Origin of the sequence: Pseudoxanthomonas sp. SGNA-20 (assembly GCF_003931635.1) — a bacterium.
In the GTDB taxonomy this organism is placed as follows: domain Bacteria; phylum Pseudomonadota; class Gammaproteobacteria; order Xanthomonadales; family Xanthomonadaceae; genus Pseudoxanthomonas.
The window spans coordinates 703,998-729,295 of the sequence record NZ_RRYK01000001.1; the positions used below are offsets into that span (position 1 = coordinate 703,998).

At 72.9% G+C, this 25,298-nt stretch carries 27 protein-coding genes and 1 tRNA gene; 13 read left to right on the forward strand and 15 right to left on the reverse strand.

Annotated features, from left to right (window positions below; translation table 11 throughout):
* The first annotated feature begins 257 nt into the window (after positions 1 to 257).
* Both EIM48_RS03070 and EIM48_RS03075 read left to right on the forward strand, forming a co-directional pair.
* Positions 258 to 596: a CD225/dispanin family protein gene (locus EIM48_RS03070; protein ID WP_125111049.1), complete on the forward strand. Its 339-nt coding sequence runs from the start codon at positions 258 to 260 to the stop codon at positions 594 to 596.
* Positions 597 to 629: 33 nt separating this feature from the next.
* Entirely contained in the window at positions 630 to 1,013 is a 384-nt protein-coding gene (locus EIM48_RS03075; RefSeq protein WP_199728381.1) for a DUF2752 domain-containing protein, read from the forward strand.
* A gap of 92 nt (positions 1,014 to 1,105) precedes the next feature.
* On the opposite strand, the gene EIM48_RS03080 is transcribed toward EIM48_RS03075, so the two are convergent.
* Genes EIM48_RS03080 through EIM48_RS03100 form a run of 5 tightly spaced genes read right to left on the reverse strand, consistent with a single transcriptional unit; the run spans position 1,106 to position 4,562 of the window.
* The gene (locus EIM48_RS03080) at positions 1,106 to 1,999 is read right to left on the reverse strand and encodes a membrane protein (protein ID WP_019398804.1); all 894 of its coding nucleotides are present in this window, start codon (positions 1,997 to 1,999) and stop codon (positions 1,106 to 1,108) included.
* Positions 2,000 to 2,020: 21 nt separating this feature from the next.
* Positions 2,021 to 2,956 (reverse strand): NAD(+) diphosphatase, encoded by a 936-nt coding sequence (gene nudC / locus EIM48_RS03085; RefSeq protein WP_019398803.1) that lies wholly within the window; start codon positions 2,954 to 2,956, stop codon positions 2,021 to 2,023.
* A gap of 20 nt (positions 2,957 to 2,976) precedes the next feature.
* On the reverse strand, positions 2,977 to 3,345 hold the full coding sequence (gene erpA / locus EIM48_RS03090; RefSeq protein ID WP_019398802.1) for an iron-sulfur cluster insertion protein ErpA: 369 nt from the start codon (positions 3,343 to 3,345) through the stop codon (positions 2,977 to 2,979).
* A 31-nt stretch (positions 3,346 to 3,376) separates the two neighbouring features.
* The gene (locus EIM48_RS03095; protein ID WP_019398801.1) at positions 3,377 to 3,835 is read right to left on the reverse strand and encodes a polymer-forming cytoskeletal protein; all 459 of its coding nucleotides are present in this window, start codon (positions 3,833 to 3,835) and stop codon (positions 3,377 to 3,379) included.
* A gap of 1 nt (position 3,836) precedes the next feature.
* A complete protein-coding gene (locus EIM48_RS03100; protein WP_019398800.1) occupies positions 3,837 to 4,562 on the reverse strand; it encodes a DUF6776 family protein in 726 nt (241 codons plus the stop codon).
* Between the two features lie 119 nt (positions 4,563 to 4,681).
* Here EIM48_RS03100 and EIM48_RS03105 point away from each other — a divergent pair, with 119 nt between their 5' ends.
* The 3 genes from EIM48_RS03105 to EIM48_RS03115 all read left to right on the forward strand — a co-directional run bounded on the left by EIM48_RS03105 (position 4,682) and on the right by EIM48_RS03115 (position 10,054).
* Entirely contained in the window at positions 4,682 to 5,266 is a 585-nt protein-coding gene (locus tag EIM48_RS03105) for a DUF4126 domain-containing protein (protein ID WP_019398799.1), read from the forward strand.
* A 76-nt stretch (positions 5,267 to 5,342) separates the two neighbouring features.
* On the forward strand, positions 5,343 to 7,232 hold the full coding sequence (locus tag EIM48_RS03110) for an EAL domain-containing response regulator (RefSeq protein ID WP_125111051.1): 1,890 nt from the start codon (positions 5,343 to 5,345) through the stop codon (positions 7,230 to 7,232).
* 53 nt (positions 7,233 to 7,285) lie between these two features.
* Positions 7,286 to 10,054 carry a hybrid sensor histidine kinase/response regulator gene (locus EIM48_RS03115; protein WP_125111052.1) on the forward strand — a complete coding sequence of 923 codons (2,769 nt, stop codon included), beginning with the start codon at positions 7,286 to 7,288 and terminating at the stop codon, positions 10,052 to 10,054.
* Here EIM48_RS03115 and bfr read toward each other — a convergent pair.
* The 3 genes from bfr to EIM48_RS03130 all read right to left on the reverse strand — a co-directional run bounded on the left by bfr (position 10,027) and on the right by EIM48_RS03130 (position 11,485).
* Positions 10,027 to 10,497, reverse strand: coding sequence for a bacterioferritin (gene bfr / locus EIM48_RS03120; protein ID WP_028914533.1), 471 nt, complete (start codon positions 10,495 to 10,497; stop codon positions 10,027 to 10,029). The two genes, EIM48_RS03115 and bfr, sit on opposite strands and share 28 nt — an antisense overlap.
* A 101-nt stretch (positions 10,498 to 10,598) precedes the next feature.
* Positions 10,599 to 10,796 carry a (2Fe-2S)-binding protein gene (locus tag EIM48_RS03125; protein ID WP_125075839.1) on the reverse strand — a complete coding sequence of 66 codons (198 nt, stop codon included), beginning with the start codon at positions 10,794 to 10,796 and terminating at the stop codon, positions 10,599 to 10,601.
* 89 nt (positions 10,797 to 10,885) lie between these two features.
* Positions 10,886 to 11,485 carry an RNA pyrophosphohydrolase gene (locus tag EIM48_RS03130; protein ID WP_028914532.1) on the reverse strand — a complete coding sequence of 200 codons (600 nt, stop codon included), beginning with the start codon at positions 11,483 to 11,485 and terminating at the stop codon, positions 10,886 to 10,888.
* 157 nt (positions 11,486 to 11,642) lie between these two features.
* Between EIM48_RS03130 and EIM48_RS03135 the strand changes: the two genes are divergently transcribed.
* Positions 11,643 to 11,719: transfer RNA gene (locus tag EIM48_RS03135), tRNA-Met, on the forward strand.
* Between the two features lie 80 nt (positions 11,720 to 11,799).
* Here the strand turns inward: EIM48_RS03135 and flgA are convergent.
* Together flgA and EIM48_RS03145 are read right to left on the reverse strand one after the other, a co-directional pair.
* On the reverse strand, positions 11,800 to 12,234 hold the full coding sequence (gene flgA / locus EIM48_RS03140) for a flagellar basal body P-ring formation chaperone FlgA (RefSeq protein WP_125111053.1): 435 nt from the start codon (positions 12,232 to 12,234) through the stop codon (positions 11,800 to 11,802).
* Between the two features lie 4 nt (positions 12,235 to 12,238).
* Positions 12,239 to 12,811, reverse strand: a complete 573-nt coding sequence (locus EIM48_RS03145; protein WP_125111054.1) for an ANTAR domain-containing protein — start codon at positions 12,809 to 12,811, stop codon at positions 12,239 to 12,241.
* A 435-nt stretch (positions 12,812 to 13,246) separates the two neighbouring features.
* Between EIM48_RS03145 and EIM48_RS03150 the strand changes: the two genes are divergently transcribed.
* The 3 genes from EIM48_RS03150 (at position 13,247) to EIM48_RS03160 (ending at position 16,027) form a co-directional block, all read left to right on the forward strand.
* A complete protein-coding gene (locus EIM48_RS03150; RefSeq protein WP_125111055.1) occupies positions 13,247 to 13,705 on the forward strand; it encodes a hypothetical protein in 459 nt (152 codons plus the stop codon).
* A gap of 146 nt (positions 13,706 to 13,851) precedes the next feature.
* Positions 13,852 to 15,249 (forward strand): oxygen-independent coproporphyrinogen III oxidase, encoded by a 1,398-nt coding sequence (gene hemN / locus EIM48_RS03155; RefSeq protein ID WP_028914493.1) that lies wholly within the window; start codon positions 13,852 to 13,854, stop codon positions 15,247 to 15,249.
* A gap of 19 nt (positions 15,250 to 15,268) precedes the next feature.
* Positions 15,269 to 16,027 (forward strand): helix-turn-helix domain-containing protein, encoded by a 759-nt coding sequence (locus tag EIM48_RS03160; RefSeq protein ID WP_051403606.1) that lies wholly within the window; start codon positions 15,269 to 15,271, stop codon positions 16,025 to 16,027.
* 7 nt (positions 16,028 to 16,034) lie between these two features.
* On the opposite strand, the gene EIM48_RS03165 is transcribed toward EIM48_RS03160, so the two are convergent.
* Positions 16,035 to 17,771, reverse strand: coding sequence for an alpha/beta hydrolase (locus EIM48_RS03165; RefSeq protein WP_125111056.1), 1,737 nt, complete (start codon positions 17,769 to 17,771; stop codon positions 16,035 to 16,037).
* Between the two features lie 391 nt (positions 17,772 to 18,162).
* Between EIM48_RS03165 and EIM48_RS03170 the strand changes: the two genes are divergently transcribed.
* Positions 18,163 to 20,460 carry a nitric-oxide reductase large subunit gene (locus tag EIM48_RS03170; protein ID WP_125111057.1) on the forward strand — a complete coding sequence of 766 codons (2,298 nt, stop codon included), beginning with the start codon at positions 18,163 to 18,165 and terminating at the stop codon, positions 20,458 to 20,460.
* A 183-nt stretch (positions 20,461 to 20,643) separates the two neighbouring features.
* Here the strand turns inward: EIM48_RS03170 and EIM48_RS03180 are convergent, their stop codons facing one another.
* The 3 genes from EIM48_RS03180 to EIM48_RS03190 all read right to left on the reverse strand — a co-directional run bounded on the left by EIM48_RS03180 (position 20,644) and on the right by EIM48_RS03190 (position 22,083).
* Entirely contained in the window at positions 20,644 to 20,964 is a 321-nt protein-coding gene (locus EIM48_RS03180; protein WP_019398262.1) for a YkgJ family cysteine cluster protein, read from the reverse strand.
* Positions 20,961 to 21,632 (reverse strand): methyltransferase domain-containing protein, encoded by a 672-nt coding sequence (locus EIM48_RS03185; RefSeq protein ID WP_019398261.1) that lies wholly within the window; start codon positions 21,630 to 21,632, stop codon positions 20,961 to 20,963. Before EIM48_RS03185 ends, EIM48_RS03180 begins: the two co-directional genes overlap by 4 nt.
* A gap of 196 nt (positions 21,633 to 21,828) precedes the next feature.
* On the reverse strand, positions 21,829 to 22,083 hold the full coding sequence (locus EIM48_RS03190) for a hypothetical protein (RefSeq protein ID WP_019398260.1): 255 nt from the start codon (positions 22,081 to 22,083) through the stop codon (positions 21,829 to 21,831).
* A 141-nt stretch (positions 22,084 to 22,224) separates the two neighbouring features.
* On the opposite strand from EIM48_RS03190, the gene EIM48_RS03195 reads away from it, so the two are divergent.
* The 3 genes from EIM48_RS03195 to EIM48_RS15655 are packed head-to-tail and all read left to right on the forward strand — an operon-like array spanning position 22,225 to position 24,023.
* Positions 22,225 to 23,469 (forward strand): NnrS family protein, encoded by a 1,245-nt coding sequence (locus EIM48_RS03195; RefSeq protein WP_037034251.1) that lies wholly within the window; start codon positions 22,225 to 22,227, stop codon positions 23,467 to 23,469.
* 9 nt (positions 23,470 to 23,478) lie between these two features.
* Positions 23,479 to 23,880: a SirB2 family protein gene (locus EIM48_RS03200; protein ID WP_125111058.1), complete on the forward strand. Its 402-nt coding sequence runs from the start codon at positions 23,479 to 23,481 to the stop codon at positions 23,878 to 23,880.
* Positions 23,881 to 23,891: 11 nt separating this feature from the next.
* On the forward strand, positions 23,892 to 24,023 hold the full coding sequence (locus EIM48_RS15655; RefSeq protein WP_255416918.1) for a hypothetical protein: 132 nt from the start codon (positions 23,892 to 23,894) through the stop codon (positions 24,021 to 24,023).
* A gap of 10 nt (positions 24,024 to 24,033) precedes the next feature.
* On the opposite strand, the gene EIM48_RS03205 is transcribed toward EIM48_RS15655, so the two are convergent.
* The gene (locus EIM48_RS03205) at positions 24,034 to 25,278 is read right to left on the reverse strand and encodes an alginate export family protein (RefSeq protein WP_125111059.1); all 1,245 of its coding nucleotides are present in this window, start codon (positions 25,276 to 25,278) and stop codon (positions 24,034 to 24,036) included.
* Positions 25,279 to 25,298: the final 20 nt, after the last annotated feature.

Here is a 25,298-nt window from a genome sequence, read left to right on the forward strand (position 1 = left end):
TTGCGGCTGTTGTCCGGGGGGATGTACGCCAGCATGGACGCGCCGAACGACGCCATGGGACGTGGCACCTGTATTCCGGCAACCGGGGCCCGGGCAACCGCGCCGCGGACGACGGGCGCGCCGCCGCACGCGCGGCACGCCACCATCCGCGACCGCAGCTGTCCGCCCCTGCAGCACCGGGCCCGGTGCCCGCGCCGGCCTGCCGCCGGCCGGCGTCAGGCCCGCCACGGCCTTTCCTTCCCTGCTGGAGCAACCTGATGAGCTACGTTCCGCCACCGTCCCCCCAGTCCGCCGCGCCGGTGCAGGAGCCGGTTCCCAACCACCTGGCCTGGGCCATCATCTCCACGATCCTGGCCACCTGCCTGTGCTGCCCGCTGGGGCTGGTCGGCATCGTCGCCATCGTGTTCGCCAGCAAGGTCAACTCGCTGCTCGACCGCGGCGACCTGGAGGGCGCGCGCCGCGCCTCGGCCAATGCCAAGACCTGGTGCTGGGTGGCCACCGCGCTGGCCATCATCGGCCTGCTGTTCAACATCTGGGCGCTGGCCACCGGCGGCATGGCCGAGTACATGCAGATGATGCAGCAGATGCAGGGCTGATCCATGGCCCTGTCGCGGCCCTTGCGGATCGCGATGCTGGCGTCGGCCGCGGTGGCGGCCGGCGCCGGCGTGTGGTTGCTGCGCACCTACGATCCCAACGTGGCCGGCAACCCGTTCCCGCCATGCATGTTCCGCGCCTTCACCGGCTGGTTCTGCATCGGCTGTGGCCTGACCCGGGCCATGCACGCGCTGGTGCACGGCGACCTGGTGCGGGCCTTCTCGATGAACCCGCTGGGCCTGCTGGCGCTGGGCCTGACCCCGCTGATGCTGGCCTGGTCCGGCGGCTGGCAGCCGCGGCTGCTGGCACCGCTGATGCGCTGGGTGCTGGAGCCGAAGCTGTGGCTGGCGGTGTTGCCGGGGTACTGGATCCTGCGGAACCTTCCGTGGTTTCCGTTCACGCTGCTCGCACCGGTCTAGGGCAACGCCAGCCCGGGCGGTGAGGCCGCTGGCGCGTGGCGACGCCTTCGTCGTGGCCAGCCCTGATGCCTGCCTGGCGCGGCGCGCGCCGCTCAGCCGGCCCAGCCGGCCAGGATCAGCAGGGCCAGCACTGCCAGCCAGAGCAACAGCGCCCGCCAGATCAGGTTCATCGCGTCGCGCAGCTCGGCCAGTTCGCCGCGCGCGGGCACGCGGCCGGCCTCCAGGTCCTCGGCGTCTTCCTCGGCCAGCTCGCCGACCACCGCCGCGCGCGCTGCCGCCTCCAGGAACCGGCTTTCCGGGTTCCAGCCGGCGCCGCCCTTGTGCCGCCAGGCACGGCTGACCAGGTCGAAGTTGCCGGCCAGGGCCAGGGCCAGGGTCATCAGCTGGGCCACCGGCCATTCCATCCAGCGCAGCAGCCACAGCAGTCCGGCGGCGTTGTCCTCGGGCAGCTGGCGGACCTGGCCGGCGAACGCCGAACGCTCCAGCAGGCGGTACAGCACCGCCCCGGCCGGGCCCAGCAGCAGGAACCAGAACAGCACCGCGAACCAGCGCCGCAGGGCGGCGCGTGCCATCACCGCCGGCAGTCCGGGGCCTTCGGCCACCACCTGCCCGGGTTCGGCCGCCAGCTGGTCCAGGCGGGCCTTGCGGGTCGCCGGGTCCTCGGCGTCCAGCACCGCTTCCACGTCCACGTCCAGGTCGCGCGGGCCCCAGGCCAGGACCAGCACCAGCACGCCGAACAGCAGCCCCGGCAGGCCGTACAGCACCCGCCCCAGCGCCAGCTGCAGGGCCAGCACCAGCAGCACCGGCGGCAGCACCGCCAGGGCGATGCCCCAGCGGGTGCGCCAGGGGCCGCCGTCGGCCAGCTGCGCGGCCAGCCAGGCCTGCCAGCGCGCGTACCAGCCGAAGCTGCGCGCCGGCGCCAGCACGGCCGGCGCCACGTGGCCCAGCACCAGGGCGATGATCACCGCGACCAGGGTCGTGAACATGCTCCCTCCGTGCCGCGGATACTAGCCGGCGGCGCGGGCGGCGGTCACCGCCGGCGCGCCCTCGGCGTACCAGTACTCGACCAGCGCCCGCGCGATCGACAGCGAGGGCGGCAGGACCGGGCCGCCACTGGCGTCGTCGCCGCGGGCCAGGGCCTGGCCGACTTCCTCGCGGGTGAACCAGCGCGCCGCCTCCAGTTCGCCGTCGATCCGCGGCAGGTCGGGCTCGCCGCGGGCGATGTAGCCCAGCATCAGCGAGCCAGGGAATGGCCAGGGCTGGGCGGCCAGGTAGCGGCAGTCGCGCACCCGCACCCCGGTTTCCTCGTGGACTTCGCGCACCACCGCCTGCTCGGGGGTCTCGCCCGGCTCCACGAACCCGGCCAGCACCGACCAGCGCCCCGGCACCCAGCCGGGCTGGCGCCCCAGCAGCAGCCGCTCGCCGTCGCTGACGGCCACGATCACCGCCGGGTCCACCCGCGGGTAGTGGTCGCTGCCGCAGGCCGGGCAGTGCGCAACGAACCCGCCACGCTGGAATTCCACCGCCGCGCCGCAGGCACCGCAGTGGCGGTTGCGGGCCCGCCAGTGGAGCATGCCGCGGGCATAGGCGAAGGCGCCGGCCACGGTGGGCGGCCAGGCGCCAGCGGCGCGGCGCAGGTCGATCCATTGCCGAACCGCCTGCCCGGCGGGCGCCTGCAGGGCGAAATGCGGCTGGCCGCTGCCGTCCAGGCCCAGGAATACGGCCTGGTCGAAGCGGTCGGGAAGGTCGGTGCCGGCCAGCGGCAGCGGCTGGCCGCACCCGTCGGCGGCGGCGCGGCCCTCGGCGTCCAGCAGCAGCAGCCGCGCCCGCGGCCACAGCGCGCGCAGGGCGGCGGCGTCGCCGCGCAGGGCGTCGGAGCGGTCCAGCCCGGCGTCGCCGAAGGCATAACCGGACAACGCGGCCGCCGCGGTGGACGTGGCCATCGGCCTGGCCTCCGCCGCGGTCAGACGCTGAAGCTGCTGCCGCAGCCGCAGGTCGTCTTGGCGTTGGGGTTGCGGATCACGAACTGGGCGCCGCTGAGGCCTTCGCTGTAGTCGACCTCGGCGCCCATCAGGTACTGCAGGCTCAGCGGGTCGACCAGCAAGGTCACCCCGTCGGTGTTCACGGCCATGTCGTCCTCGGCCTGGTTCTCGTCGAACTCGAAGCCGTACTGGAAGCCCGAACAGCCGCCGCCCTGGATGTAGACGCGCAGCTTGAGGTCGGCGTTGCCCTCTTCGGCGATCAGCTCGCGGACCTTGGCCGCGGCGGCGCTGCTGAAGCGCAGCGGCTGGTCCAGCTGCTGGTAGCTGGGAACGGTGGGAAGCGGAATCATGCTGCCAGCATGGGGGCGTGGCGCCCCCCGTTCAAGCCTCGGCGGTCGCCATCGCCTCGCCGGAACCGGCCTTGGCGGCTTCCCGCGGCTGCTGTTCCGGCGCCGGCAGGGCGCGGGTCGCCGGCGGCTGGGCGTGGACCAGGCGGCCGGTCAGCTGGGCACCGGCGCTCATCTCCACCACGGCATAGTGGACATCGCCCTCCACCCGCGCCTGCTGCCCCAGCTCCACCCGCTCGGATGCGTGCACGTCGCCGACCACGGTGCCGTTGATCACCACCACCGGGACGTGGATCCCGCCGGCGATGCTGCCGCCCTCGGCCAGCACCAGGCTGGCGGGCTTGCCCTGGACCGCCTGCACCCGGCCCTCGATGCGGCCTTCCACGTACAGGCCGCCGCTGAATTCCAGGTCGCCGCGGATCACCACCTCAGGGCCCACCAGGGTATCGATGGTGTAGCCGTTGCGCTGGCCGGACTTCTTCTTTCCGAACACGTTACCTGCCTCCCCCGCTGCCGGCGGTTTTCCAGTCGAAAGTCTGCTCGGCACCCCCTCCGTTGCCGCGCAGCAAGACTCGCACACGTTGCGGGGTGAAATCCTTGGGCAGCATCACGCTGCCGTCCAGTTCCTGGAAATACCTGAAGGAATACGGCTGGCCGGGCGCGTCCGGGCGCTGCAGCAGCTCGTTCCAGCCGATGCTGGCGAGCTTGCCGTCGCGCACGCCCTCCACGGTGAAGCGCATCTGCCCCTGGCTGATCGCGCCGCGGTTGAGGTTCTGGGTCAGCACCGCGCGGTAGCGCCAGGTGCCGCCCTCCTCCGGGGCGAACTCGATCGAGTGCACGCTCAGGCCCTTGCGCTGGCTGGTCGCGCCCACCAGGCGCTCGTAGAACGCCACGTCGGTGCGCAGCGCCGCGATCTCCTCGTCGCGCGCGGCCAGCGAGGCCTGCAGTTCGATGTTGGCGGCGCGGCTGATCTGGTCCGAGCGTTCCAGGGTCACCACCCGCTGGTTCAGTTCCTCGAGCTGGCGGCGCAGCTGCTCGGCCTCGTGCCGGGCCTGGCGCGCGCCCTCGCGCACCTGCTGCAGCCCCGGTGCGGCGAGCCGGGTGGCCACCAGGCCCACCACCACCAGGCTCAGCAGCCAGGCGCAGGCGAGGCCGATCTTCCATGCGCGCCCGGAACCACGGCGCGGGACGATGCGAAAGCGTGAGGACGATCCTGTCATCGGGTCATGCCGTCGTTTCTGCCTATACTGCGGCCGATGGCCGGGCAGTGTAACCGCCCCGGTGCCGGCGGCCGGAGCCGCCCCGCCCTGGCCCCGTGTCCCCTCCGCAAGGAGCCGCCATGACCGATGCCCACGTCTTCGTGATCGGCCTGCTGCTGGCCTGGATGGCCGGCATCCGCGCCTACCTGACCGTGTTCGGCGTGGGCCTGGCCGGGCTGCTCGGCTGGGTCGAGCTGCCGCCGGCCTTGCAGGCCACGCAGTCGTGGTGGGTGCTGGGCACCTCCGGGGCGCTGGCGGTGGCCGAATTCCTGGCCGACAAGATCCCCGGGGTGGACTCGGTCTGGGACCTGCTGCAGACCCTGGCGCGGATCCCGGCGGGCGCCTTCCTGGCCGCCGCCGCGTTGTCGCCGGACGGCGAGCTCGGCGCCGGCGCGCTGGCCACCGGCGCGGGCGTGGCCCTGGCCAGCCACGCGCTCAAGTCCGGCACCCGCGCCCTGCTCAACACCTCCCCCGAACCGGCCAGCAACTGGGCCGCCTCGGCGGCCGAGGACACCGTGGTGGTCGGCGGCCTGGCGCTGGCGCTGGCACACCCATGGCTGGCGCTGGCGCTGGTGGTCGGCACCACCGTGCTCGGCGCGCTGCTGGTGTGGTGGATCTGGCGGCTGATGGCGCGCGGCATGCGCCGCCTGCTGGCCGCCCGATGAACCGTTGCGGACCGCCCAGGGTTGTACCGGATGGAGGGATTGGTCACATAATGCAGGCCCAATAGGGGAGCCATTGATGGCCGCACGAGATCCTGCGCCCACGCCGGAGGACCCGGCGGCGCGCCAGCGCATACGCGCCGAAACCCCGCCACCGCATTACTGGCGCCGCTGGACCCGCGACGCCGCGGACGTGGCGGCCGAAGCCGCGGCCGCTCCCGCCGCGCGCGTGGGCGCCGCGGTGCCGCCGCCCGCCGCCGTGGCCCCGTCCGGCCCGGTGCCGACCCCGGCCCCGGTGCTCAGCACCGGCGAAGAGGCCCCGTACCGCATCCTGGTGGTCGAGGACGACCGTCCGCAGGCGCTGTTCGCGCAGAGCGTGCTGCACGGCGCCGGCATGCAGGCCGAGGTGCTGATGCAGCCGGAGGGCCTGATCGAGGCGATCACCCGGTTCGAGCCGGACCTGATCCTGATGGACCTGCACCTGCCGGGCGTGGACGGCCGCCGCCTGACCACCCTGGTGCGCCAGCAGCCCGGCTGCCAGCTGCTGCCGATCGTGTTCCTCACCGGCGAACCGGACCCGGACCTGCAGTTCGAGGTGCTGGAAGCCGGCGCCGACGATTGCCTGGTCAAGCCGGTGCGTCCGCGCCACCTGATCGCCGCGGTGGCCAACCGCATCCAGCGCCGGCGCGCGCAGCGCGAGGCCGCGGCCGCGCCGGCGATCGCGGTGCCGACCCTGCGCAGCCACCCGGACACCGGCCTGGCCACCCGCAGCTGGCTGCTGCAGCAGGTGGAGGAGATGCTTGCCGCCGGCGCCACCGCCGGCCTGTTCTTCGTCGAGGTCGCCGGCGCGCTGAGCCTGCGCGAGCGCTTCGGCTACGCCGCGTTCGAGCGGCTGATGGCCGAGGCCGGCCGCCGCCTGGCGCTGATCGTGGCGCCGGCGCCGCTGGCGCGCCTGAACGACAACAGCTTCCTGGCGCTGGTCCGCGACGCGGTCCCGGACCAGCTGCAGGCGATCGCCGCGGAGATGCGCGCGCGCCTGGCCACCGAAACCTTCCAGGTGCGCGAGGGCGAGCCGCTGCAGCTGCGCAGCGCGGTCGGCCACGCCGCCCTGCCCGGCGGCTTCGAGCACGCCACCGCCGCGCTGGAGGCGACCGAGCGCGCCGCGCTGCAGGCGCGCCTGCTGCCGGAGGGCGTGTGCGGCTACGTGCCGCCCAGCACCCAGGAGGCACAGGAACAGCTGGCCCTGCTGGAAGGCGAGATCGAACTGGCCTACCAGCCGGTGGTGGCGGTGGCCGGCAGCGAACAGGCCCGATACCAGGTGCTGATGCGCCTGCGCCAGGCCGACGGCACGGTGCTTTCGGCCGGCCAGGTGGTGCCCACGGCGGAGGCCAGCGGCCGCATCACCGACCTGGACCAGCAGGTGATGGAGCACGCGCTGGACCTGATCGCGCGCCGCGCGCGCGAGGGCAACCCGCTGCAGCTGTTCGTCTCGCAGTCGCCGCGCACGCTCACCCGCGAGGCCTACGCCGACTGGCTGCTGCAGGCGATCGGCGCGCGCGCCATCGACGGTGGCGCGGTGATCATCGACCTGCGCCTGGCCGACGCCCTGGTCCACTGCGTGGCCCTCGCCCCGGTCTGCCGCCGCCTGGTGGAGGCCGGCGTGCAGTTCTGCCTCAGCCAGTACGAGCCCGGCCCGGAGGCCGAGGCGCTGCTGGGCCAGCTGCCGCTGGGCTACGTGCGCATGGCCGGGCGCTTCGCCGGCGCGCACACCGACCAGGGCCTGCGCGACCAGCTGCGCGCCACCATCGACAAGGCCCATGGCTTCGGCCTGCTGGTGGTCGGCCAGCAGATCGAGGATCCGCAGGCCGCCGCGGCGATGTGGATGGCCGGCATCGACTTCGTGCAGGGCAACCTGGTCAGCTCGGTAGGCAGCGAGCTGGACTTCGACTTCCAGAACGCGGTGCTCTAGCCATGGTCGCGCCGGCCTCCCGCAGCCCGTGGCCGGCTGCCGCCGCAGGCGCGATGGCGGCGGCGCTGCTGGTCCTGGCTCTGGCGCTGGCGGGCGTGGCCGGGCCCTGGCTGGCGCTGGCCGGCGGGCTGGTGCTCGCCGGGTTCATGGCCGCGCTGGTGGCCCTGTTCACCGCGCGCCGCGCCGCGGCGGTGCTGGACGCGGCGCTGGCGCGCGCGGCCACCGCCGAGCACGAGCGCAACCAGCTGCAGCGCGAGCTGCAGCGCCACGACAAGCTCGAGCAGCAGCTGCTGCAGGCCAAGCAGGCGGCCGAGGCCGCGGCCCTGGCCAAGGGCGAGTTCCTGGCCACCATGAGCCACGAGATCCGCACCCCGCTCAACGGCATCATCCCGATGCTGGACCTGATCGGGCACGGCACCCTGGCCGAGGACCAGCGGCAGATGCTGCGCACCGCGCACGAGTCCTCGCTGCAGCTGCTGCGGATCGTCGACGACATCCTCGACTACTCCAAGCTGGAGGCGAACCGGCTTGAGCTGGAGATCACCACCTTCAACCTGCGCGAGCCGCTGGAGGCGATGCTGCAGCTGATGCGCCGCCCGGCCGAGGACAAGGGCCTGCGGCTGGAGCTGGAGATCGACCCCAACGTGCGCCTGCCGGTGCGCGGCGACCCGGTGCGGCTGCGCCAGGTGCTGGGCAACCTGGTCGGCAACGCGGTCAAGTTCACCGAGCGCGGCGGGGTCACCCTGGCCGTGCGCCGGCTGGGCGAGACCCCGGCGCAGCACCTGCTGCGCTTCGAGGTGCGCGACACCGGCATCGGCATCGACCCGGACATCCAGGCGCGCCTGTTCCGTGCCTTCAGCCAGGCCGACGCCTCCACCACCCGCCTGTACGGCGGCACTGGCCTGGGCCTGGCCATCTGCAAGCGCATCGTCGACCTGATGGGCGGACGCATCGGGGTGGAATCCGAGCCCAGCCGCGGCTCCACCTTCTGGTTCGAGATCCCGCTGCTGAAGGTGGTCGGCGACCTGCAGCGCGGCGAGACCGGTGGCGCAGAACTGCGCCAGGTGCTGGTGGTCAGCCCGGACGTGCGCCTGCGCCAGCGCATGGGCCTGCTGCTGCCACCGTGGGGCTACGCCGTGGACGCGGTCGAATCGCCGCAGGAAGCGCTGGAACGGCTGCGCGGCGATGCCCTCCCGCGCCAGGCACGCGGCGCCTACGTCGCGGTCCTGGCCGACCACGACGGCCTGCGCCACAGCGCGCGCGCCCTGTACCGGGCGCTGGCCCGGACCCCGGCCTACGCCGGCATCCGCCTGCTGTGGCTGTACGGCGCGGAGGTGCCGGGGGAACTGCGCGAGGGCGCCGAGCTGGTGCCGCGGATGGCGGCGGACGCCGAGCTGCGCGCCGCGCTGCAGGAACCGGCGGGCGATGGTGCGGGCACGGCCGCCGACACCGCCCCGGGCGGCGACGACGGCACCCCCGGCGCGCTGGCCGGCGGCGGGCTGGCCGGTGCCGAGCCGGGCCCGGCACCGCAGGCTCCGGAAACCCCGGCTGCGCCCCCTGCCCCGCCTGCATCTCCCGCGCCGGCGGCCGGGCCGGCGCCGGTGCATGCGGCGCGCCTGCTGCTGGTGGAGGACAACCCCGTCAACCTGCTGGTGGCGCAGAAGCTGCTGTCGGTGCTGGGCTACGCCTGCGACACCGCGACCAATGGCGAGGCCGCGCTGGCGCGCCTGGCCGCGGCCGAGTACGACCTGGTTTTCATGGACTGCCAGATGCCGGTGCTGGACGGCTACAGCGCCACCCGGCGCTGGCGCGAGCAGGAAGCGGTGCGCGGCGGCCGGCGCCTGCCGATCGTGGCCATGACCGCCAACGTCATGGCCGGCGACCGCCAGCGCTGCCTGGACGCGGGCATGGACGACTACCTGTCCAAACCGGTGGCGCGCGAGCAGCTCGATGCCTGCCTGCGGCGCTGGCTGCGCCCGGCGCCCGCCGCCGCCCAGGCGCCTGCGCCCGCGGCGTCCGCGGCCCCGGCGCGGCCTGCACCCAGCGTCCCGCCGGCGGCGACGCCCGCGTCGGCTGCCGCCCCGGGCCCGGTCCCGCGCGCCGCGCCCGCCCCTGGCCCGGCGCGCCCGGCCCCCGCTCCGGCCGTGGCCACGCCGCCGGCCCGGCCCGCGGCCCCGCTGATGCCTCCCGCAACCCAGCCGTCGCGGGTTGCGGCGACGCCGCCGCGCCCGGCCCCGGCGCCGACTGCACCGACCGCGCCAGGCGCCCCCGCCGCGCCGGCCGCCAGCCGAGCGGCCACGCCGGCGGCTCCTGCGCACCCCATGGCTCCGGCGAACCCTGCACCGTCTTCCACGGCTCCGGCCACGCCGGCAATCACCCCGGTCCGCCCGGCGGCCCCCGCGGCGCGCGCCAGCGGCGCCCAGGCCACGGCCCTGTCGGCCGTGGATGCCGGGATCCCGGTGCTGGACATGGAAATGCTGGATGAGCTGCGCGCGATCGCCGGCGACGACGCCACCGCGATCGTGCGCCTGTTCCTGGAGGATGCGCCGCGGCTGGTGCGCCAGGTGGAGCAGGCCTCGGCCACGCCCGACCTGCCGGCCATGCGCGAGGCCGCGCATGCGCTCAAGTCCTCCAGCGCCAACATCGGCGCGCTGGCGCTGTCGTCGGTGGCGCGCCGGATCGAGACCGCGGCGCGCACCGGCACCCTGGAGCGGCCGGCGGTGGCCGCGGCGCTGCTGATCGCCGAATTCGGCCGCGCGCGCGAGGCGCTGCTGGCCTGGCTGGCGACCCCGGGTCAGTCCTCGAGCTTGCTGAGCAGGTAGTTCTGCTCGCCGATGCGGGCGATCAGGTCCAGCTGGGTCTCGAGCCAGTCCACGTGCTCCTCCTCGTTGTCGAGGATCTTCGTGAACAGCTGGCGGCTGACGTAGTCGCCGACCGAATCGGCGTAGGCGATGGCTTCGCGCAGCAGCGGAATGCCTTCCAGTTCCAGCGCCAGGTCGCACTCGAGCACCTCGCGCGGGCCCTCGCCGATGCGCAGCTTGCCCAGCGCCTGGAAGTTCGGCAGGCCCTCGAGGAACAGGATGCGCTCGGCCAGCCAGTCGGCGTGGTGCATCTCCTCGATCGATTCCTTGTACTCGTGCTCGGCCAGCTCCTTGAGCCCCCAGTTCTTCAGCATCTTGGCGTGCAGGAAGTACTGGTTGATCGCGGTGAGCTCGTTGTACAGGGCCTTGTTGAGGTACTCGATGACCTTCGCGTCGCCTTTCATCGGGTTCGCTCCTGCGCGGGGGATGGGCGCACTCTAGCGCGCCGCGGGCGGCGGCGAGGTAACGCGAATCGTGTGCATCGCCGGCCGCGGGCCGGCGAGGCTCAGGCCGCCTGCAGCAGCGGCAGGGACAGGGCGCGGGCCCGGTATTCGGCCACCAGGTCGGCGGCCAGCGGCAGGCAGGTGCCGCAGGTCGCGCCGCAGCCGGTACGCATGGTCAGTTCGGCGACGCTTTCGCAGCCGGCCTCGACGGCCTCGCGGATCTGGCGGTCGGTAACCCCATTGCAGATGCAGACGTACACGGCGGTCTCATGTGGCTGAACCGGGATCCATTCCACAATGAATGAGAACCGTTGTCAATTGCATCCGCGTCCGCGGCCCCTGCCAGGGTTCAGGCGGATGAACGCCCGCCCCGCGGCTGCCGCGGCCGCCGCCGCGGACGGTCGTGGCCGGCGCTGTTGCCCGGCAGCCAGGCCTGCTGCGCCACCCCCGGCATCTGCCGCAGCTGGGCGCCCACGCTGGTGGCCAGCGGGGCCAGGTGGCGCAGGGCGCGGGCATAGACCCCGCGCTTGAAGGTGACCACGTGCTCGACCGGGTACCAGAAGTCGACCCAGCGCCAGTGGTCGAACTCGGGGCTGTCGGTGGCGTCGAAGCGCACCAGTGACTCGTCGGCCACCAGCCGCAGCAGGAACCAGACCTGCTTCTGCCCGATGCACACCGGCCCCGGCCCGCCACGGCGGATCGCCCGCCCCGGCAGCCGGTAGCGCAGCCAGCCGGGCGTGGCGCCCAGCAGTTCCACATGCTCCGGGGACAGGCCGGTTTCCTCGTACAGCTCGCGGTACATGGCCTCGACCGGGGTTTCGTCGCTGCGCATCCCGCCCTGCGGGAACTGCCAGCCATCCCGGCGCACCCGGCGCGCCCAGAACACCTGCCCATCGTCGCGCATCAGCACGATGCCGACGTTCGGCCTGTAACCGTCCGGATCGATCACGATGCGGACTCCAGAAAATTCGACTGCCCCGACAATGCCACGCCCCCGGCAGGGCGACAAGCGGCGATTGACAGCGCGGCCAGGAACGTGAAAAATTCGCAATTCCCCGCCGCCCTGCAGGCGCGTGCGCGGGAAGCGCGGCCTGGTCCGCGGTTTCGGCTACGTAGCTCAGCCGGTTAGAGCACAGCACTCATAATGCTGGGGTCGGTGGTTCGAGTCCACCCGTAGCCACCATTGCCTGCAACGCAAAAGCCCCGCATCCGCGGGGCTTTTTGTTTCCATCGCCACGCCTGGCCGCGCCGTCCGGCGCCGCGCTATGGCGCCGCCTCCGCCTCCAGGCCGACCACGCCGGGGGCCAGGACCCGGGCACGGGTGGTCTTGCCTGTGCTGGTGTTGCGGATGCGCACGCTGTCGCCTACCCCGCCATCCTCCAGCGCGGTGCCTGCAATCGCGGTCTGGAAGCCCTGCCCCGTCGCCACGATCCGCAGCGGCTGGCCACGGGCGACCGCGCTGCCGCCCTGCAGCAGCGAACGCCGCAACGGCTGGCCCGCGCGCAGCGTGCGCCGGGCGCGGTAGCCGGCGGCCTGGTCCGGCGACAGCAACAGGTCGGGGATCGCCGCCAGGTCCTGCTCGCCGGTTCCCAGCGCCTCGGCACGCAGCGGCTGCCCGGCCGCCACTTCCCCGCGCGCGACCACCGCGTCCACGTAGAGCGGGCGGAGGGAGGCGGTGGTGGCGCGGGCTTGGCTCATGCATTCACCCCAGCAGGTCGGCCATGGCCAGGATGCGGCGCGCCACGTCCGCGAGCTTGAGGCCCTGCTTCATCGCCTGCTGGCGCAGCGTGGCGTAGGCCTCGGCCTCGCTCATGCCGCGCCGGTCGATCAGCAGGCCCTTGGCGCGTTCGATGTCCTTGCGGTCCTGCAGCCGCTGTTCCAGCTCGCCCACGCGCTGGCGCACATGCGCCTGCTGCTCGAAGCGGGCCATGGCCACGCGCAGGATCGAGGCCAGCCGCCCGGGCGCCAGCCCGTCGACCACGTAGGCGGCCACGCCGGCGCCAAGCGCCTGGCGGATCAGGCGCTCGTCGTCGTCGGCGGAGAACACCACCACCGGGCGCGGCGCGTGGCGGTCGATCATCGCCAGCTGCTCGAGGGTGTCGCGCGAGGGCGATTCCACGTCCAGGATCACCACGTCCGGCTGCTGTTCCTGCACCGCGCGCAGCAAGCCGGCAGTGGCCACCGGCTCCAGCACCTCGCAGCCGGCATCGGCCAGCGCCTGCCGCAGCTCGGCGATCGGCTTGTCCGTGTCGTTGACCAGGAGGACGCGCGGCATCGGGACGGGGCGGCGGGGGATGCGCCTGATGTTGCCATGCAACATCGCCGCTGTGGGAACCGGTCGCGCCGGGCACGCGCGGCGGCCCCGGCGGCAAACCGCGGCAGCGGTCACTGATCGCGCAACTGGGCCGGTGCAGCCCCTCAACCGCCGCGCTGCCGCGGCCGTTAGGGAAACAGGTCGCGGGACAGCGTCCCCCGCCGCGAACGGCTGCGGCCAGGTGCCGCCAGGCCGGCCCGCCTTCCCGGGCCGCACCACCGGCTGCGCCGTTTCCGTTCGCGGCATGCCCCCCCGGCATGGCGCCCGCCCGCGTCCGCCCGCCGCGCCCTCCCCCAGGTCCAGACATCCCCCATGAACGCCCCGCGCCCCCATACCCCAGGCACCCCCGCGGCCCCAGGCCGCTCCACCCCGGCTACCGCCGCGCTTGCCGCGGCCATGCCCACGCTCGCGCCGGCCGATCCGCTCGGCCCGCTGGGCAAGCTCGCCCTGGCGGCAGGCATCGTCGTGGGCGTGGCCCTCTTCGCCCGAGCCACCTGGCGCTACCTGTTCGGGCCGCAGTACCCGGCCTCGCACCCGGCGGTGATCTCCCTGTTCAACGCCCGCGACGCGGCGATCGATGCCGCGGTGTCGGCCGACCACATGCGCCTGCACGGCTACATGGCCGAGCTGGAAACCCTGCTGATCGCGCGCCTGCCGGACGACATCAACGAGGCCTCGCTGTACATCGCCGAGGCCACCTGCGCCCGCGACATCCTCTCCGGGATCGCCGCCACCGATCCGGAAGGCGCCGAGCAGCTGCTGCACGCGCTGCACCGCGCCGGCTTCGTGGTGCCGGCGGACCTGGAATTCCTGCAGGCCCACCCCCGCGCCGGGATGTCGCTGGCGGCGCAGTAGGCCTGCCCGGGCGTGCCGGCCCCGTGCGGCCCGGGGACGCGGTCCCGGGGCCGGGCCGCCATCACGAAGCTGAAGCGGCCCTGCCGGCACGCCGGCCATTGACCTGCATCAAGGACAGGCACCGCGGGCGGGCCTAGCCTCGCTCCATGGCCAGCCTGTCCTCCCTGTTCGATCCCGAGCTGCTGCGGCGCTACGACGTGCCGGGCCCGCGCTACACCTCCTACCCGACCGCGCCGCAGTTCACCCCCGGCTTCGGCGAAGCGGACCTGCGCGCGGTGGCGGCCGCCAGCAACGGCGACCCGATCCCGCGGCCGATCTCCCTGTACCTGCACGTGCCGTTCTGCACCAGTCCGTGCTTCTATTGCGGCTGCAACCGGATCATCACCCGCGACAAGGCGCGCGGCACCGCGTACCTGACCCGGCTGTACCGCGAGATCGGCATGGCCTCCGAACTGTTCGACCGCGACCGCGACGTGGAGCAGGTGCATTTCGGCGGCGGCACCCCCAACTTCCTGGACCCGCTGCAGATCGCCGAGGTGATGGACGTGCTGCGCCGGCACTTCCACTTCGCCCCGGGCGCGCGCATGGACTGCTCGATCGAGCTGGACCCGCGCTTCATCACCCCGGCCGAGGTCGGCGAGCTGGCCGCGGCCGGCTTCAACCGCGCCAGCCTGGGCGTGCAGGACTTCGATCCGGCGGTGCAGGAGGCGGTCAACCGCGTGCAGGGCGTGGCCCAGACCCTGGGCATCATCGACGCCTGCCGCGCGCACGGCTTCCGTTCGGTCAACGTGGACCTGATTTACGGCCTGCCGAAGCAGACCCTGGAGGGCTTCTCGCGCACCCTGGACATCACCCTGCAGGCGCGCCCGGACCGGCTGGCGATCTACGGCTACGCGCACCTGCCGAGCATCTTCCGCCCGCAGCAGCGGATCCGCGCCGAGGACCTGCCGAGCCCGGAGCAGAAGCTGGACCTGCTGCGCCTGGCGATCGAGAAACTGGGCCAGGCCGGCTACGAATACATCGGCATGGACCACTTCGCCCTGCCGACCGACGAGCTGGCCCGCGCCCAGCGCGAAGGCGGCCTGCACCGCAACTTCATGGGCTACACCACCCATGCCGAGAGCGACCTGGTGGGCCTGGGCGTGAGCGCGATCAGCCACATCGGCGCCAGCTTCAGCCAGAACCCGCGCGACATCGCCGGCTGGGAGCAGGCGATCGACGAGGGCCGCCTGCCGGTGTGGCGCGGCATGCGCATGGACGAGGACGACGTGGTCCGCGCCGACGTGATCCAGCAGCTGATGTGCCACGGGCGGCTGGATTTCGACGCCATCGGCCGCCGCCACGTGATCGATTTCCGCGAGTACTTCGCCGACGCCCTGGCGCGGCTGCGGCCGCTGCAGGCCGACGGCCTGGTGGAGGTCGACGGGTCCGGGCTGAGGGCGACGATGCGCGGACGCCTGCTGCTGCGTATCATCGCCATGTGCTTCGACCGCTACCTCACCGCCGCCGGGGGCTCCGCCCCCCTGTACTCGCGCACCGTCTGAACCGCGGGAGGGCGCGCGCATGAGCGGTCCCGGCGTGGTCTTCCCGCGCAGCGGCCCGGCCGTGATGGCCGACGACGGCGACGCGCTGACCTTCTGCTCCACCTGCGCCTTCTCCCAGGCCTGCATGTCCGAGGGCATGGACAAGGCCGCGCTGATGGACCTGCACGTGCTGGTGGAGCACGTCGGCCCGCTGCACCCGGGCGAGCACGTGTTCCGCGAGGGCGATCCGTTCGGCGCCATCGCCGCGGTCCGCGCCGGCACGGTGAAGACCTACCAGGTCGACCGCAACGGCCACGAGCAGGTGCTGGGCTTCCACCTGCCCGGCGAGGTGATCGGCCTCAACGCCATCCACGACGACCGCTATCCCTGCAACGCGGTGGCGCTGGACACGGTGATGCTGTGCCGGTTCTCGTTCCCGAAGATCGCGCTGCTGGCCCAGCGCCTGCCCAACCTGCAGCAACACCTGTTCCGGCTGATGAGCCGCGACATCGGCGTGGCCTCGCTGTTCGCCCGCGACAACACCGCCGACGAGCGCATGGCCGCGTTCCTGATCGGGCTGTCGCGGCGGCTGGCCGCGCGCGGCTTCTCGCCGCGCCGCTTCCAGCTGACCATGTCGCGCACCGACATCGCCAACTACCTGCGCCTGGCCCCGGAGACGGTCAGCCGCGTGCTGCGCCGCTTCGAGCAGGACGGGCTGGTGCACATCAAGCTGCGCGACGTGGAAGTGCTGGACATGCAGCGCCTGGAGGCGCTGGCGCTGGCGGTCCTGCGCGACTGAAGTCCCGCTAGTCCGGCATGTCCCGGGCGGCATCCCCCGCATCCGCCGTGTTCCCCGGATCGGCCGCGCCCGCGCACGGCAGCCCGCGTTCCTCGCGCAGGATCTCCAGCACGCGGCCGATGACCACCGGATCGCGGTAGAGCGTGTGCCCCTGGTCCACCACCAGGGTCGAGCGTGCGCCCGGCAGCAGGGCGCTTTCCAGCGGTACCAGGCCGTCACCGCCCTGCCCGTGGAGGTCGCCGGCGATGGTGTGGTAGCGGATGCCCGGCGCCGGCAGCAGCGATTCGCCGGCCCGCCGCACCGGTTGCGGCGCGCGCAGGGTCCAGATGCTGTCGAGCCGGGCGAAGCGGTAGCTGTCGCGCACCTCCTCGCGCACGTCCTCCGGGTGGGCCAGCGTCACCTCCTTGAGCGCCTGGATCTCCGGTGCGCGGCGGGCCACCAGCGCCCGGGCCAGTCGCCCGGCGAAGCCCGATGCGGCCGGGCTGCCCTTGTGCGGAGCGGCGAGCATGACCACCGCGCAGACCCCCGGATACGGATCGAACAGGAAGATGTCCTGGATCGCCGCCACGTCCTCCGCCGCCCCGTGGAGCTGCCCGGGGGCGACGGTGAACGCCGCATCCCACAGCACCCGTCCGCTGTCGACCGCGAGCAGGCGCGCGACCACTCCACCCAGGCTGTGGCCGACCAGCACCATCTTCCCGCGCGCCGGGTCGTCGCCTTCCGGGTCGAGCAGTTCCCACATCCGGTCCAGGTACGTGCGGACGCGTTGCCTGGACACCAGCAGCGGGGCGTTGGTCTGGAATACGACGTGGATGACCTGGTAGCTGTCGCGCAGCACCGGATCGGCCCAGATCGCGCCGGACAGTTCGGCCCAGATGATCGGGTGGCTGCCCAGCCCGTGCACCATCACCACCGGCGTCTTGCGCGGGTCGTAGTCCGTGAGCAGGTAGGCGCCCGCGCGCCGGCCGATGCCATCGCCTCCGAGCAGCCCGTAGACGCCCAGCCGCGGAAGGCGCGAGGCCATCGCGCCCTTCCAGTAGGACGAGAACGCATCGAACGAGAGCCGCATCCCGCGCCCGCCCACGGTGGTCGACGGCGTCGCCACCGGGTCGACGATGCGCACGACGGGGACGTCGTCGCCATGCTCGATCCAGGCGGTGGCCCAGCGGTAGATCCCTTCCGGCGTGTACAGCGCACAATCGGGCGCATCGGTGCAGCGGTCGGCGCGCAGCACCAGTGGCAGGCCGAAGCCGGGCTGGCGGAAGTCCCAGCCCGGCGGCACCGGGACATCCTGCGCCGGGGTGATCGTATAGGCACCGCGGGCCATCGGGCTGGCACCTTCGATCCGTAACTCCAGCTCGCGTCCGGCGATGCGCCGCCGCCCGGGTTGCCATCCGCCGGGATGGCGGCGGAACAGGTCCAGCAGCGCCCGCGTCGAACAATGGTCCGCCAGTGCGATTCCCGCATCCGGCAGGGCCACCTCCCCGTCCAGCGCGGCATGGGCCGCGGACGCGCAGTCCAGCCACAGGCGCGTGCGGATCGACGGGTCCGGCTCGCGCGCGGCGCGGCGGGCAAGCGCGGCGGCCTCCTGCTGCGTGCGTGGACCAGCCGCTGCGGCGGCAGCGGAAGGTTCGCGGGGCGTGGCCACGCAGCCGGCCAGCACTGCGGCCAGCAGCAGCGTCCCGCGACGGATCGCCGGTGCCGTCGCGTCCCGGACGCGGATGCGGCCTGGGTGCCCCGGCACCTGTTCGATCGCTGGAGAGGGCTTCCTGTGCACCGGCATGGCACCCGGGAAGGCGGCGGGATGGGAACCGGAATTTACCGGGCCATGGCCCCGGCCGCGTCAACGCGATGGGCCGGCCTGTGCGGTGCATGCATGCGGCGCCCGGGCACCTGCACCGCCGACCGGCAGGGCGCCGCCGGGGTTGCGGTGCGGAAGCCTCCAGCTCCCGCCACGGCATGCCGGCCACCTGGGACCGGACGCGCATCGCGCCCGTACTGCCTACCCCGTCACGCGACAACTGCGCCGGCTCACCGCTCCAGCACCGCCAGTGTCCGTGGCTTGACCTGCGTCAGGGCCGCCGCCGGCCCCGCTGCCGAAGATGCGGCCGTTCCTTCCCCGGAGAGGCCGCATCATGGATCCAACACGCAAGCTCTGGGCAGGCCTGGCGGTCCTGCTCTTCGCCTCGTTCGCCGCCCTGTTGTGGGTCGGCAGCGAGATCCATCGCCAGGCGCCACCCATGCCCGAACAGGTGGTCACCACCGACGGCACCGTGGTCTACACCCGCGCCGACATCGAGACCGGACGCCAGGTCTGGCAGTCGATCGGCGGCCAGCAGCTGGGCTCGATCTGGGGCCACGGCGGCTACGTGGCGCCGGACTGGGGCGCGGACTGGCTGCACCGCGAGGCCGAGGCCATCCTCGATGCCTGGGCCGCGCGCGAGCATGGCGTCGATTCGTACAAGCAGCTGGACGAACCGACCCAGGCCGCGTACGCCAAGCGCGTGCAGGCACTGCTGCGGCCCAACACCTGGGACGCGGACAGCGGCACCATCACCCTCGACGCCGAGCGCGCCGCGGCGATGGCGAAGGTTTCCGCGCACTACGAGAGCCTGTTCTCCAACGACCCGGCCACGGCGGAGCTGCGCGAGGCCTATGCCATGCGCAACGACGCGGTGCCGGACGCCGGGCATCGCCGCCAGCTGGCGGCGTTCTACTGGTGGGCGGCCTGGGCCTCGGTGACCGAGCGTCCGGGCTCGGAGATCAGCTACACCGCCAACTGGCCGCATGACGAACTGGTCGGCAACACGCCGCCGTCCAACCTCCTGATCTGGACGGTGTTCAGCGTGCTGTTCCTGATCGCCGGCGTCGGCCTGCTGGGCTGGCACTACGCCACCGGCCACGGCGAGGAAATGCAGCCGGTGCTGCCCAAGTCCGATCCGCTGGCGCTGATCAGGGTCACCCCGTCCATGCGTGCCACCGCCAAGTACTTCTGGGTGGTGATCGCGCTGTTCCTGGTGCAGATCCTGCTGGGCGCGACCACCGCGCACTACCAGGTCGAGGGCCAGGAGGCCTACGGCTTCGCCCTGGCCGAGATCCTTCCCTACGCGCTGACCCGCACCTGGCATACCCAGCTGGCCGTGCTGTGGATCGCCACCGCGTGGCTGGGCATGGGCCTGTACATCGCCCCGGCCATCTCCGGGCACGAGCCGAAGTTCCAGCGCCTGGGCGTCAACGTGCTGTGGACCTGCCTGCTGGTGATCGTGGTCGGTTCCTTCGCCGGACAGTGGATGGCGGTGATGCAGAAGCTGGGCCTGGCCCACAACTTCTGGTTCGGCCACCAGGGCTGGGAATACGTCGACCTTGGCCGGTTCTGGCAGTGGTTCCTGTTCGTCGGCCTGCTGCTGTGGCTGGTACTGGTCGGCCGCGCGCTGTGGCCGGCGATGCGCAAGGGCGCGCAGTCGCGCTCGATCGTGGGCCTGCTGTTCCTGTCGGTGGTCGCGATAGGCGTGTTCTATTCGGCCGGCCTGATGTGGGGCGAGCACAGCCACCTGTCGATGGTCGAGTACTGGCGCTGGTGGGTGGTGCACCTGTGGGTGGAAGGCTTCTTCGAGGTGTTCGCGGTGGCGGTGATCGCCTTCCTGTTCACCCGCCTGGGCCTGCTGCAGGTGCGTTCGGCCACCGTCGCGGTGCTGTTCGCCACCATCATCTTCATGGCCGGCGGCGTGCTCGGCACCCTGCACCACCTGTACTTCACCGGCACCCCGACCGCCGTCATCGGCCTGGGCGCCAGCTTCTCGGCGCTGGAAGTGGTGCCGCTGGCCTACGTCGGCTTCGAGGCCTGGCACAACTACCGGCTGGGCAAGGCCACGCCGTGGATGGCGCGCTACAGGTGGCCGATCATGTTCTTCCTGGCGGTGTCGTTCTGGAACCTGGTGGGCGCCGGCCTGTTCGGCTTCCTGATCAACCCGCCGCTGCCGCTGTACTACATGCAGGGCCTGAACCTGACCGCCAACCACGGCCACACCGCGATGTTCGGCGTGTACGGCATGCTCGGCATCGGCCTGATGCTGTTCTGCCTGCGCGGGCTCAAGCCCGACCTGCAGTGGAGCGAGCGCCTGCTGAAGACCTGCTTCTGGTCGCTCAACATCGGCCTGGCCGGGATGTCGCTGTTCACCCTGCTGCCGCTGGGCATCCTGCAGCTGGACGCGGCGATCGAGCACGGCTACTGGTTCGCGCGCTCGGCGGAGTTCATGCAGCAGCCGATCATCGACCTGCTGGTGTGGATGCGCGTCCCTGCCGACACGCTGTTCAGCGTCGGCGCGCTGGCCCTGGCCTGGTTCGTGTTCCGGCTGTGGGTGGCGCCCAAGCGCGGCGCCCAGGCCTCGTCCGCCACCACGGTGGCCGCGGCGGCGATCATGCCGCGGCGCTGAGTCCGGCATCCGATGCAAAGGGACGGGCCGCATTCGCGGCCCGTCTTCTTTTTCCCCGGGTGGCCACATGGCACGTGCCGCGCGGTGCGGCGCGGGGCGCCCGAGGTGCGGCGCATCGTCCCCGCCGGGTCCGGTGGCGCGGCCGGGAGGCTGCCCCGCTCCCGGAGGGAGAAGGGCCCATGGTCAACGCAGCAACAGGGGGATCGTCCCGCGTGCCGCGTGTTCGCTGCGCACCGAGCGGCAATAGGGGCCATTCATCACGAAACGCCGGCAGGTATCCGGGCGGTCGTCGTAGATGCCGCAGTTGCGATGCTCCGCATCCAGCGCCACGCACCAGCCATCGGCGCCGTGCGCCATCACCCGTGCCCCGCCGGGCAGCAGCTCGGTCAGGTGTTCGGGGACATGGTCGTCATCGTCCAGCACCACCGTCAGCCGGCAGCACACCGCGTCGCAACGGCTGCACTCGGCCGCGCAGCGCGCGTGCCGGGCGCCGTGGCGGCTCATGCCTGGCCGCCGGGAACGCCGCGGGTGTAGTGCAGCAGCCGCCCGCGGTAGGGCGGCGCCTCGCCAGGCTGCAATGCGCAGCGCCGCTCCTCCAGGGCGAAGCCGCGCGCGGCCAGCTGGCGGTTGAGGTGCGCGCTGTTGCCGCGCCCCGGGTCGGCCACCAGCACCTCGGCGGCCGCGTGCGCGTGGCGGTCGATCACCCCGCCCAGCAGCGGCGCGTGCGCGGTCTCGTAGAGCACGTCGCTGGCGATGATCAGGTCGAAACGGCCCAGCTCCGGCAGCGGCGCGTCCCATTGCAGGTGGCGGTAGTGCAGCGCCGGCAGCTCGTTGAGCGCGGCGTTGTAGGCCAGAAACACCTCGGCCAGCGGGTGCATGTCCGAGGCGACCACGTCGGCGCCGCGCCGTTGCAGCACCAGGCTGGCCAGGCCGATGCCGCAGCCCAGCTCGAGGATGCGCTTGCCGCGGATGTCGAAGTCCTGCATCGCCCGCGCCAGCAGCTGCCCGGCCGGCCACAGCTGGCCGAACAGCGCCCACTGCGCCGAGGAGATGCCCAGGCGCTCGCCGTGCCCGTCCGGATCCCAGAACTGCTGGCGATCGGCGAGCACGCGCAGGCGGTAGTCGTGGCCGCCGATGGCGACGTGTTCTTGGCGGGTTTCGTAGCCAGGCATGTGCTGCTCCCCGGGCTTGGCCGCGCAGGGCGGGCCTCTCAGGTGTGGAAGGGAGCGAATCGGGGCCGCAAGGCCGCGCGGGACGCGCGTGGGAGCACGGAGCTCGCCGCCATGGTACCACCCGGGCCGATGAACCCAGGCCCAAGCGCCGGGCGGGCGCCGCCGCGCGCCACGCCCGGAGGGACATCCGGGGAACTCAGCCGCCGCTGCAGGAGCAGCCGCAACCGCAGCCGCCGCCGGCACCGGCCGGGGTTGGCGCGACAGGGATCCCGGCCGCGGCGAGGATGCGGTCCACTTCTTCCGGGTCAAGCACGGTGAGGACCTGGACGCTGCCGTGGTCCGGGTCCAGCGCCACCTGCGCGCCGGGATCGTGCGGGCGCAGCGCCGCGCTGATGGCGGCCAGGCGCGACAGGCCGGCGCCGGTATCGGCCTGGGCGGAGGGATGGCTCATGCGTTCCTCGTGGCGTGATCGGAGTGGCCGCACGTTAGGCAGCACGCTCGCTTCCCGCCTTGACCCTGGTCAAACCCGGCGCAACGCTCCGGGCTGACCTGGGTCAAGGCGGCATCCCTGGACGGGAGACAGACTGCGCCCATGCACATCGAGACCGTTCCCCTGCCCCGCCGCGGCCATGCGCGGCCCTCGCCTGCCTGGCTCGCGCATGCCCCGCACCGGCTGATGTTCTTCATCGGCGCGGCCAATGTGCTGCTGGCGATGCTGTGGTGGGCGCTGTGGCTGGTGTCCGCGCGCTGGGGCGCGTGGACCATGCCGGAGTTGCCGGTTCCCGCCGGATGGCTGCACGCCTTCCTGATGCAGTACCTGGTGCTGCCCAGCTTCGTGTTCGGCTTCCTGCTGACCGTGTTCCCGCGCTGGATGGGACTGCCGGAACTGCAGCGCCACCACTACCTGCCGGTGGGCGCCGGCCTGATGGGCGGGCAGCTGGCGATCCTGCTCGGGGCCGCCGGCTGGGAAGCGGGCCTGACCGTGGGCCTGTGGATGGCACTGGCGGGCTGGAGTACCGCGCTGTTCCTGCTGGGCCGCCTGCTGGTCGACGAGCGCGGCCGCACCTGGCACGCCCGCTCCTGCTTCGCCGCGTTGCTGCTGGGCTGGCTGGGCCTGGCCATGTTCCTGGCCTTCGTGCTGGGTGCATCGGCGCAATGGGCCTTCGCCAGCATCAAGCTGGGGAGCTTCGGCCTGCTGCTGCCGCTTTACGTCACCGTCGCCCATCGCATGTTCCCGTTCTTCGCCGGCAATGCCGTGCCCGGCTACCGCGCCTGGCGGCCGCTGTGGTGGCTGCTGGCGGTGTGGGTGCTGGCGCTGGCCCATCTGGCCCTGGAGCTGGTGCACGGCTACGCCTGGCTGTGGACCACCGATGCGCCGCTGCTGGCGTTCACCACCCTGGCCGTGTGGCGCTGGTGGCCGCGCGCGCGCATGCCGGGCCTGCTGGCGGTGCTGTTCATCGGCACCGCATGGCTGCCGGTGACCTTCGGCCTGTACGTGGCGCAGAGCCTGGCCTATGGGCTCACCGGCGAATTCATCCTGGGACGTGCGCCGATGCACGCGCTGTTCATCGGCTTCTTCGGCAGCCTGCTGGTGGCGATGGTCACCCGCGTGACCCAGGGCCATTCCGGGCGTCCGCTGCGGATGTACGGCATCGCCTGGTTCGCGTTCGTGGCGATCCAGGTCGTGGCCACCCTGCGCATCCTGGCCGACGTGCTGCCCGATCCGGGGCTGTGGCAGGCACTGGCCGCGGTCGGCTGGCTGCTGGCGCTGTCGCCGTGGGTGGCGCGCATCGGCCATGTCTACCTCACCCCGCGCCGCGACGGTCGTCCTGGCTGAGCCACTCCCATGATCGAGTTCTATCCGCAGATCAAGCTCGTCCACGTCAGCGCCGTGATGCTCAGCGGCAGCTTCTTCGCCCTGCGCGGGCTATCGCTGCTGGCAGGCCTGCAATGGCCCCGGCACGCGTTGCCGCGCTACCTCAGCTACACGATCGACACCGTGCTGCTGACCGCGGCGCTGATGCTGCTGACCATCCTGCCGCACGAGCTGTACGCCAACGGCTGGCTGCTGGTGAAGCTGGGCTTCGTCGACAGCTACGTGGTGCTGGGCATCCTCGCCTTCCGTCCGCGCCGCGGGCCCGGGGCGCGCGGGGGAATGCTGGCCGCCGCGGCGCTGTGCTTCCTGCAGGCCTACTGCATCGCCCGCGCCCACCATCCATTAGGCGCGCTCTACCTGCTCGGCGGCTGAGCGGAGGAACCATGGAACACGAGTGCCCCGAGCTTCCCGATCCGTGCCTGGCGGCCAGCCCGCTGCTGCAGGAATCCTTCGATGCGGCGGGCGTGGCGCTGTTCCTGGAAGCGGTGCCGCCAGCGGATCCTGCCGCCGGCTAGCCAGTCCCGCTCAGTAGCTGTACTGCAGCTGCAGCCAGAGCTTGCCGGTGTCGGCACTGTAAGCCGGGTCGTCGCTGCGGTAGCGGGCCAGCTTCAGCAGGCCGGTCAGGCCCTGCACGCCCGGTACCGCGTGCGCGTAGGAGACATCCAGCTCCCGTCCATAGCTGCCGCCGCCGCGCTCGGCGGCGAAGTCGTGGTACCAGGCCTGCAGGCTGCCGCCGGCCAGCGGCACGGTGGCGCCCGCGTAGCGGTCGTCCACGCCCTGCGCCGGCGTGGTCAGGAACACGTCGGCCCAGCCCTGGAAGGCATGCCGGGTCGCCAGCGGGGTCTGGAAGGCCCGGTTGCCCTCGCCCTCGCCGCCGCCCAGCGACTCGTACCCGGCCTTCAGCACGCTGCCGCCGGCCAGGGCGTAGCCCAGCTCGGCCAGTACGTAGCGGCTGTCGAGCCGCCACGGGTTGCCCGCAAGGTCCCGCTGGCGCGCGTATTCGCCCGCATAGCTCCATCGGCCCCGGCTTCCCTCCAGGCGCAGGCCGCTGGTGCGGCTGTCCAGGGTGCCCAGCGGCGCGGCCGCGGTGACCGCCATGTCCTCCAGTTCCACCCGGTAGTGGTAGGCGACCAGGCGCAGCGGCGGCGCAAGCTGCAGCGCGGCGCGCAGCAGATGGCTGTCGCCGCTGCTGTCGGAGGGGTTGGCACCGGTGGAGGCGCTGCTGTCGGCCGGCCCGAAGATGGTGCTGACCCCGCCGATCCAGGCGTAATCCAGCGCCAGGCGCGGCGTGGCGGCCAGCTGCAGGTGCACGCCGTCGTAGGTCTGTTCGTTCTGCCGCCACGCGCTGCCGCCGACGAAGCGCTGGTTGTCCAGGTTGATCCGCTGCCGGCCCAGGGTCGCGACGGTGCGGGTGCCGGCGTGGCGCAGCAGGGCCTGGTTGATCTCCGCGCCGGCCGGATCGGCGACCACGGGATAGGCGCGGCGGCCATTGCGGGTGTCGTTGTAGCGACCATCGTCCTGGCCCAGCACCGCGTCGGCCTCGGCCAGCGCCGACCAGCCATGCCACGGCGCGCTGCGTGCGCCCACGCGCAGGCGCAAGGTGTTGGCGACCGCATCCTCGCCGAAGCCGGACTGGTCGACGCGTTCATGGCGGTAGCGCAGGTCGAGCCAGGTGCCGGGGCCTGCGTCCTGCGCGGCCAACGCGGGCAGGGGAAGCACGGCCAGGGCAAGCAGGGGTGCGACGTGGCGCGGACGGTATTGGGCAGTCATGGGGGAGCCGGAGTGTGGGG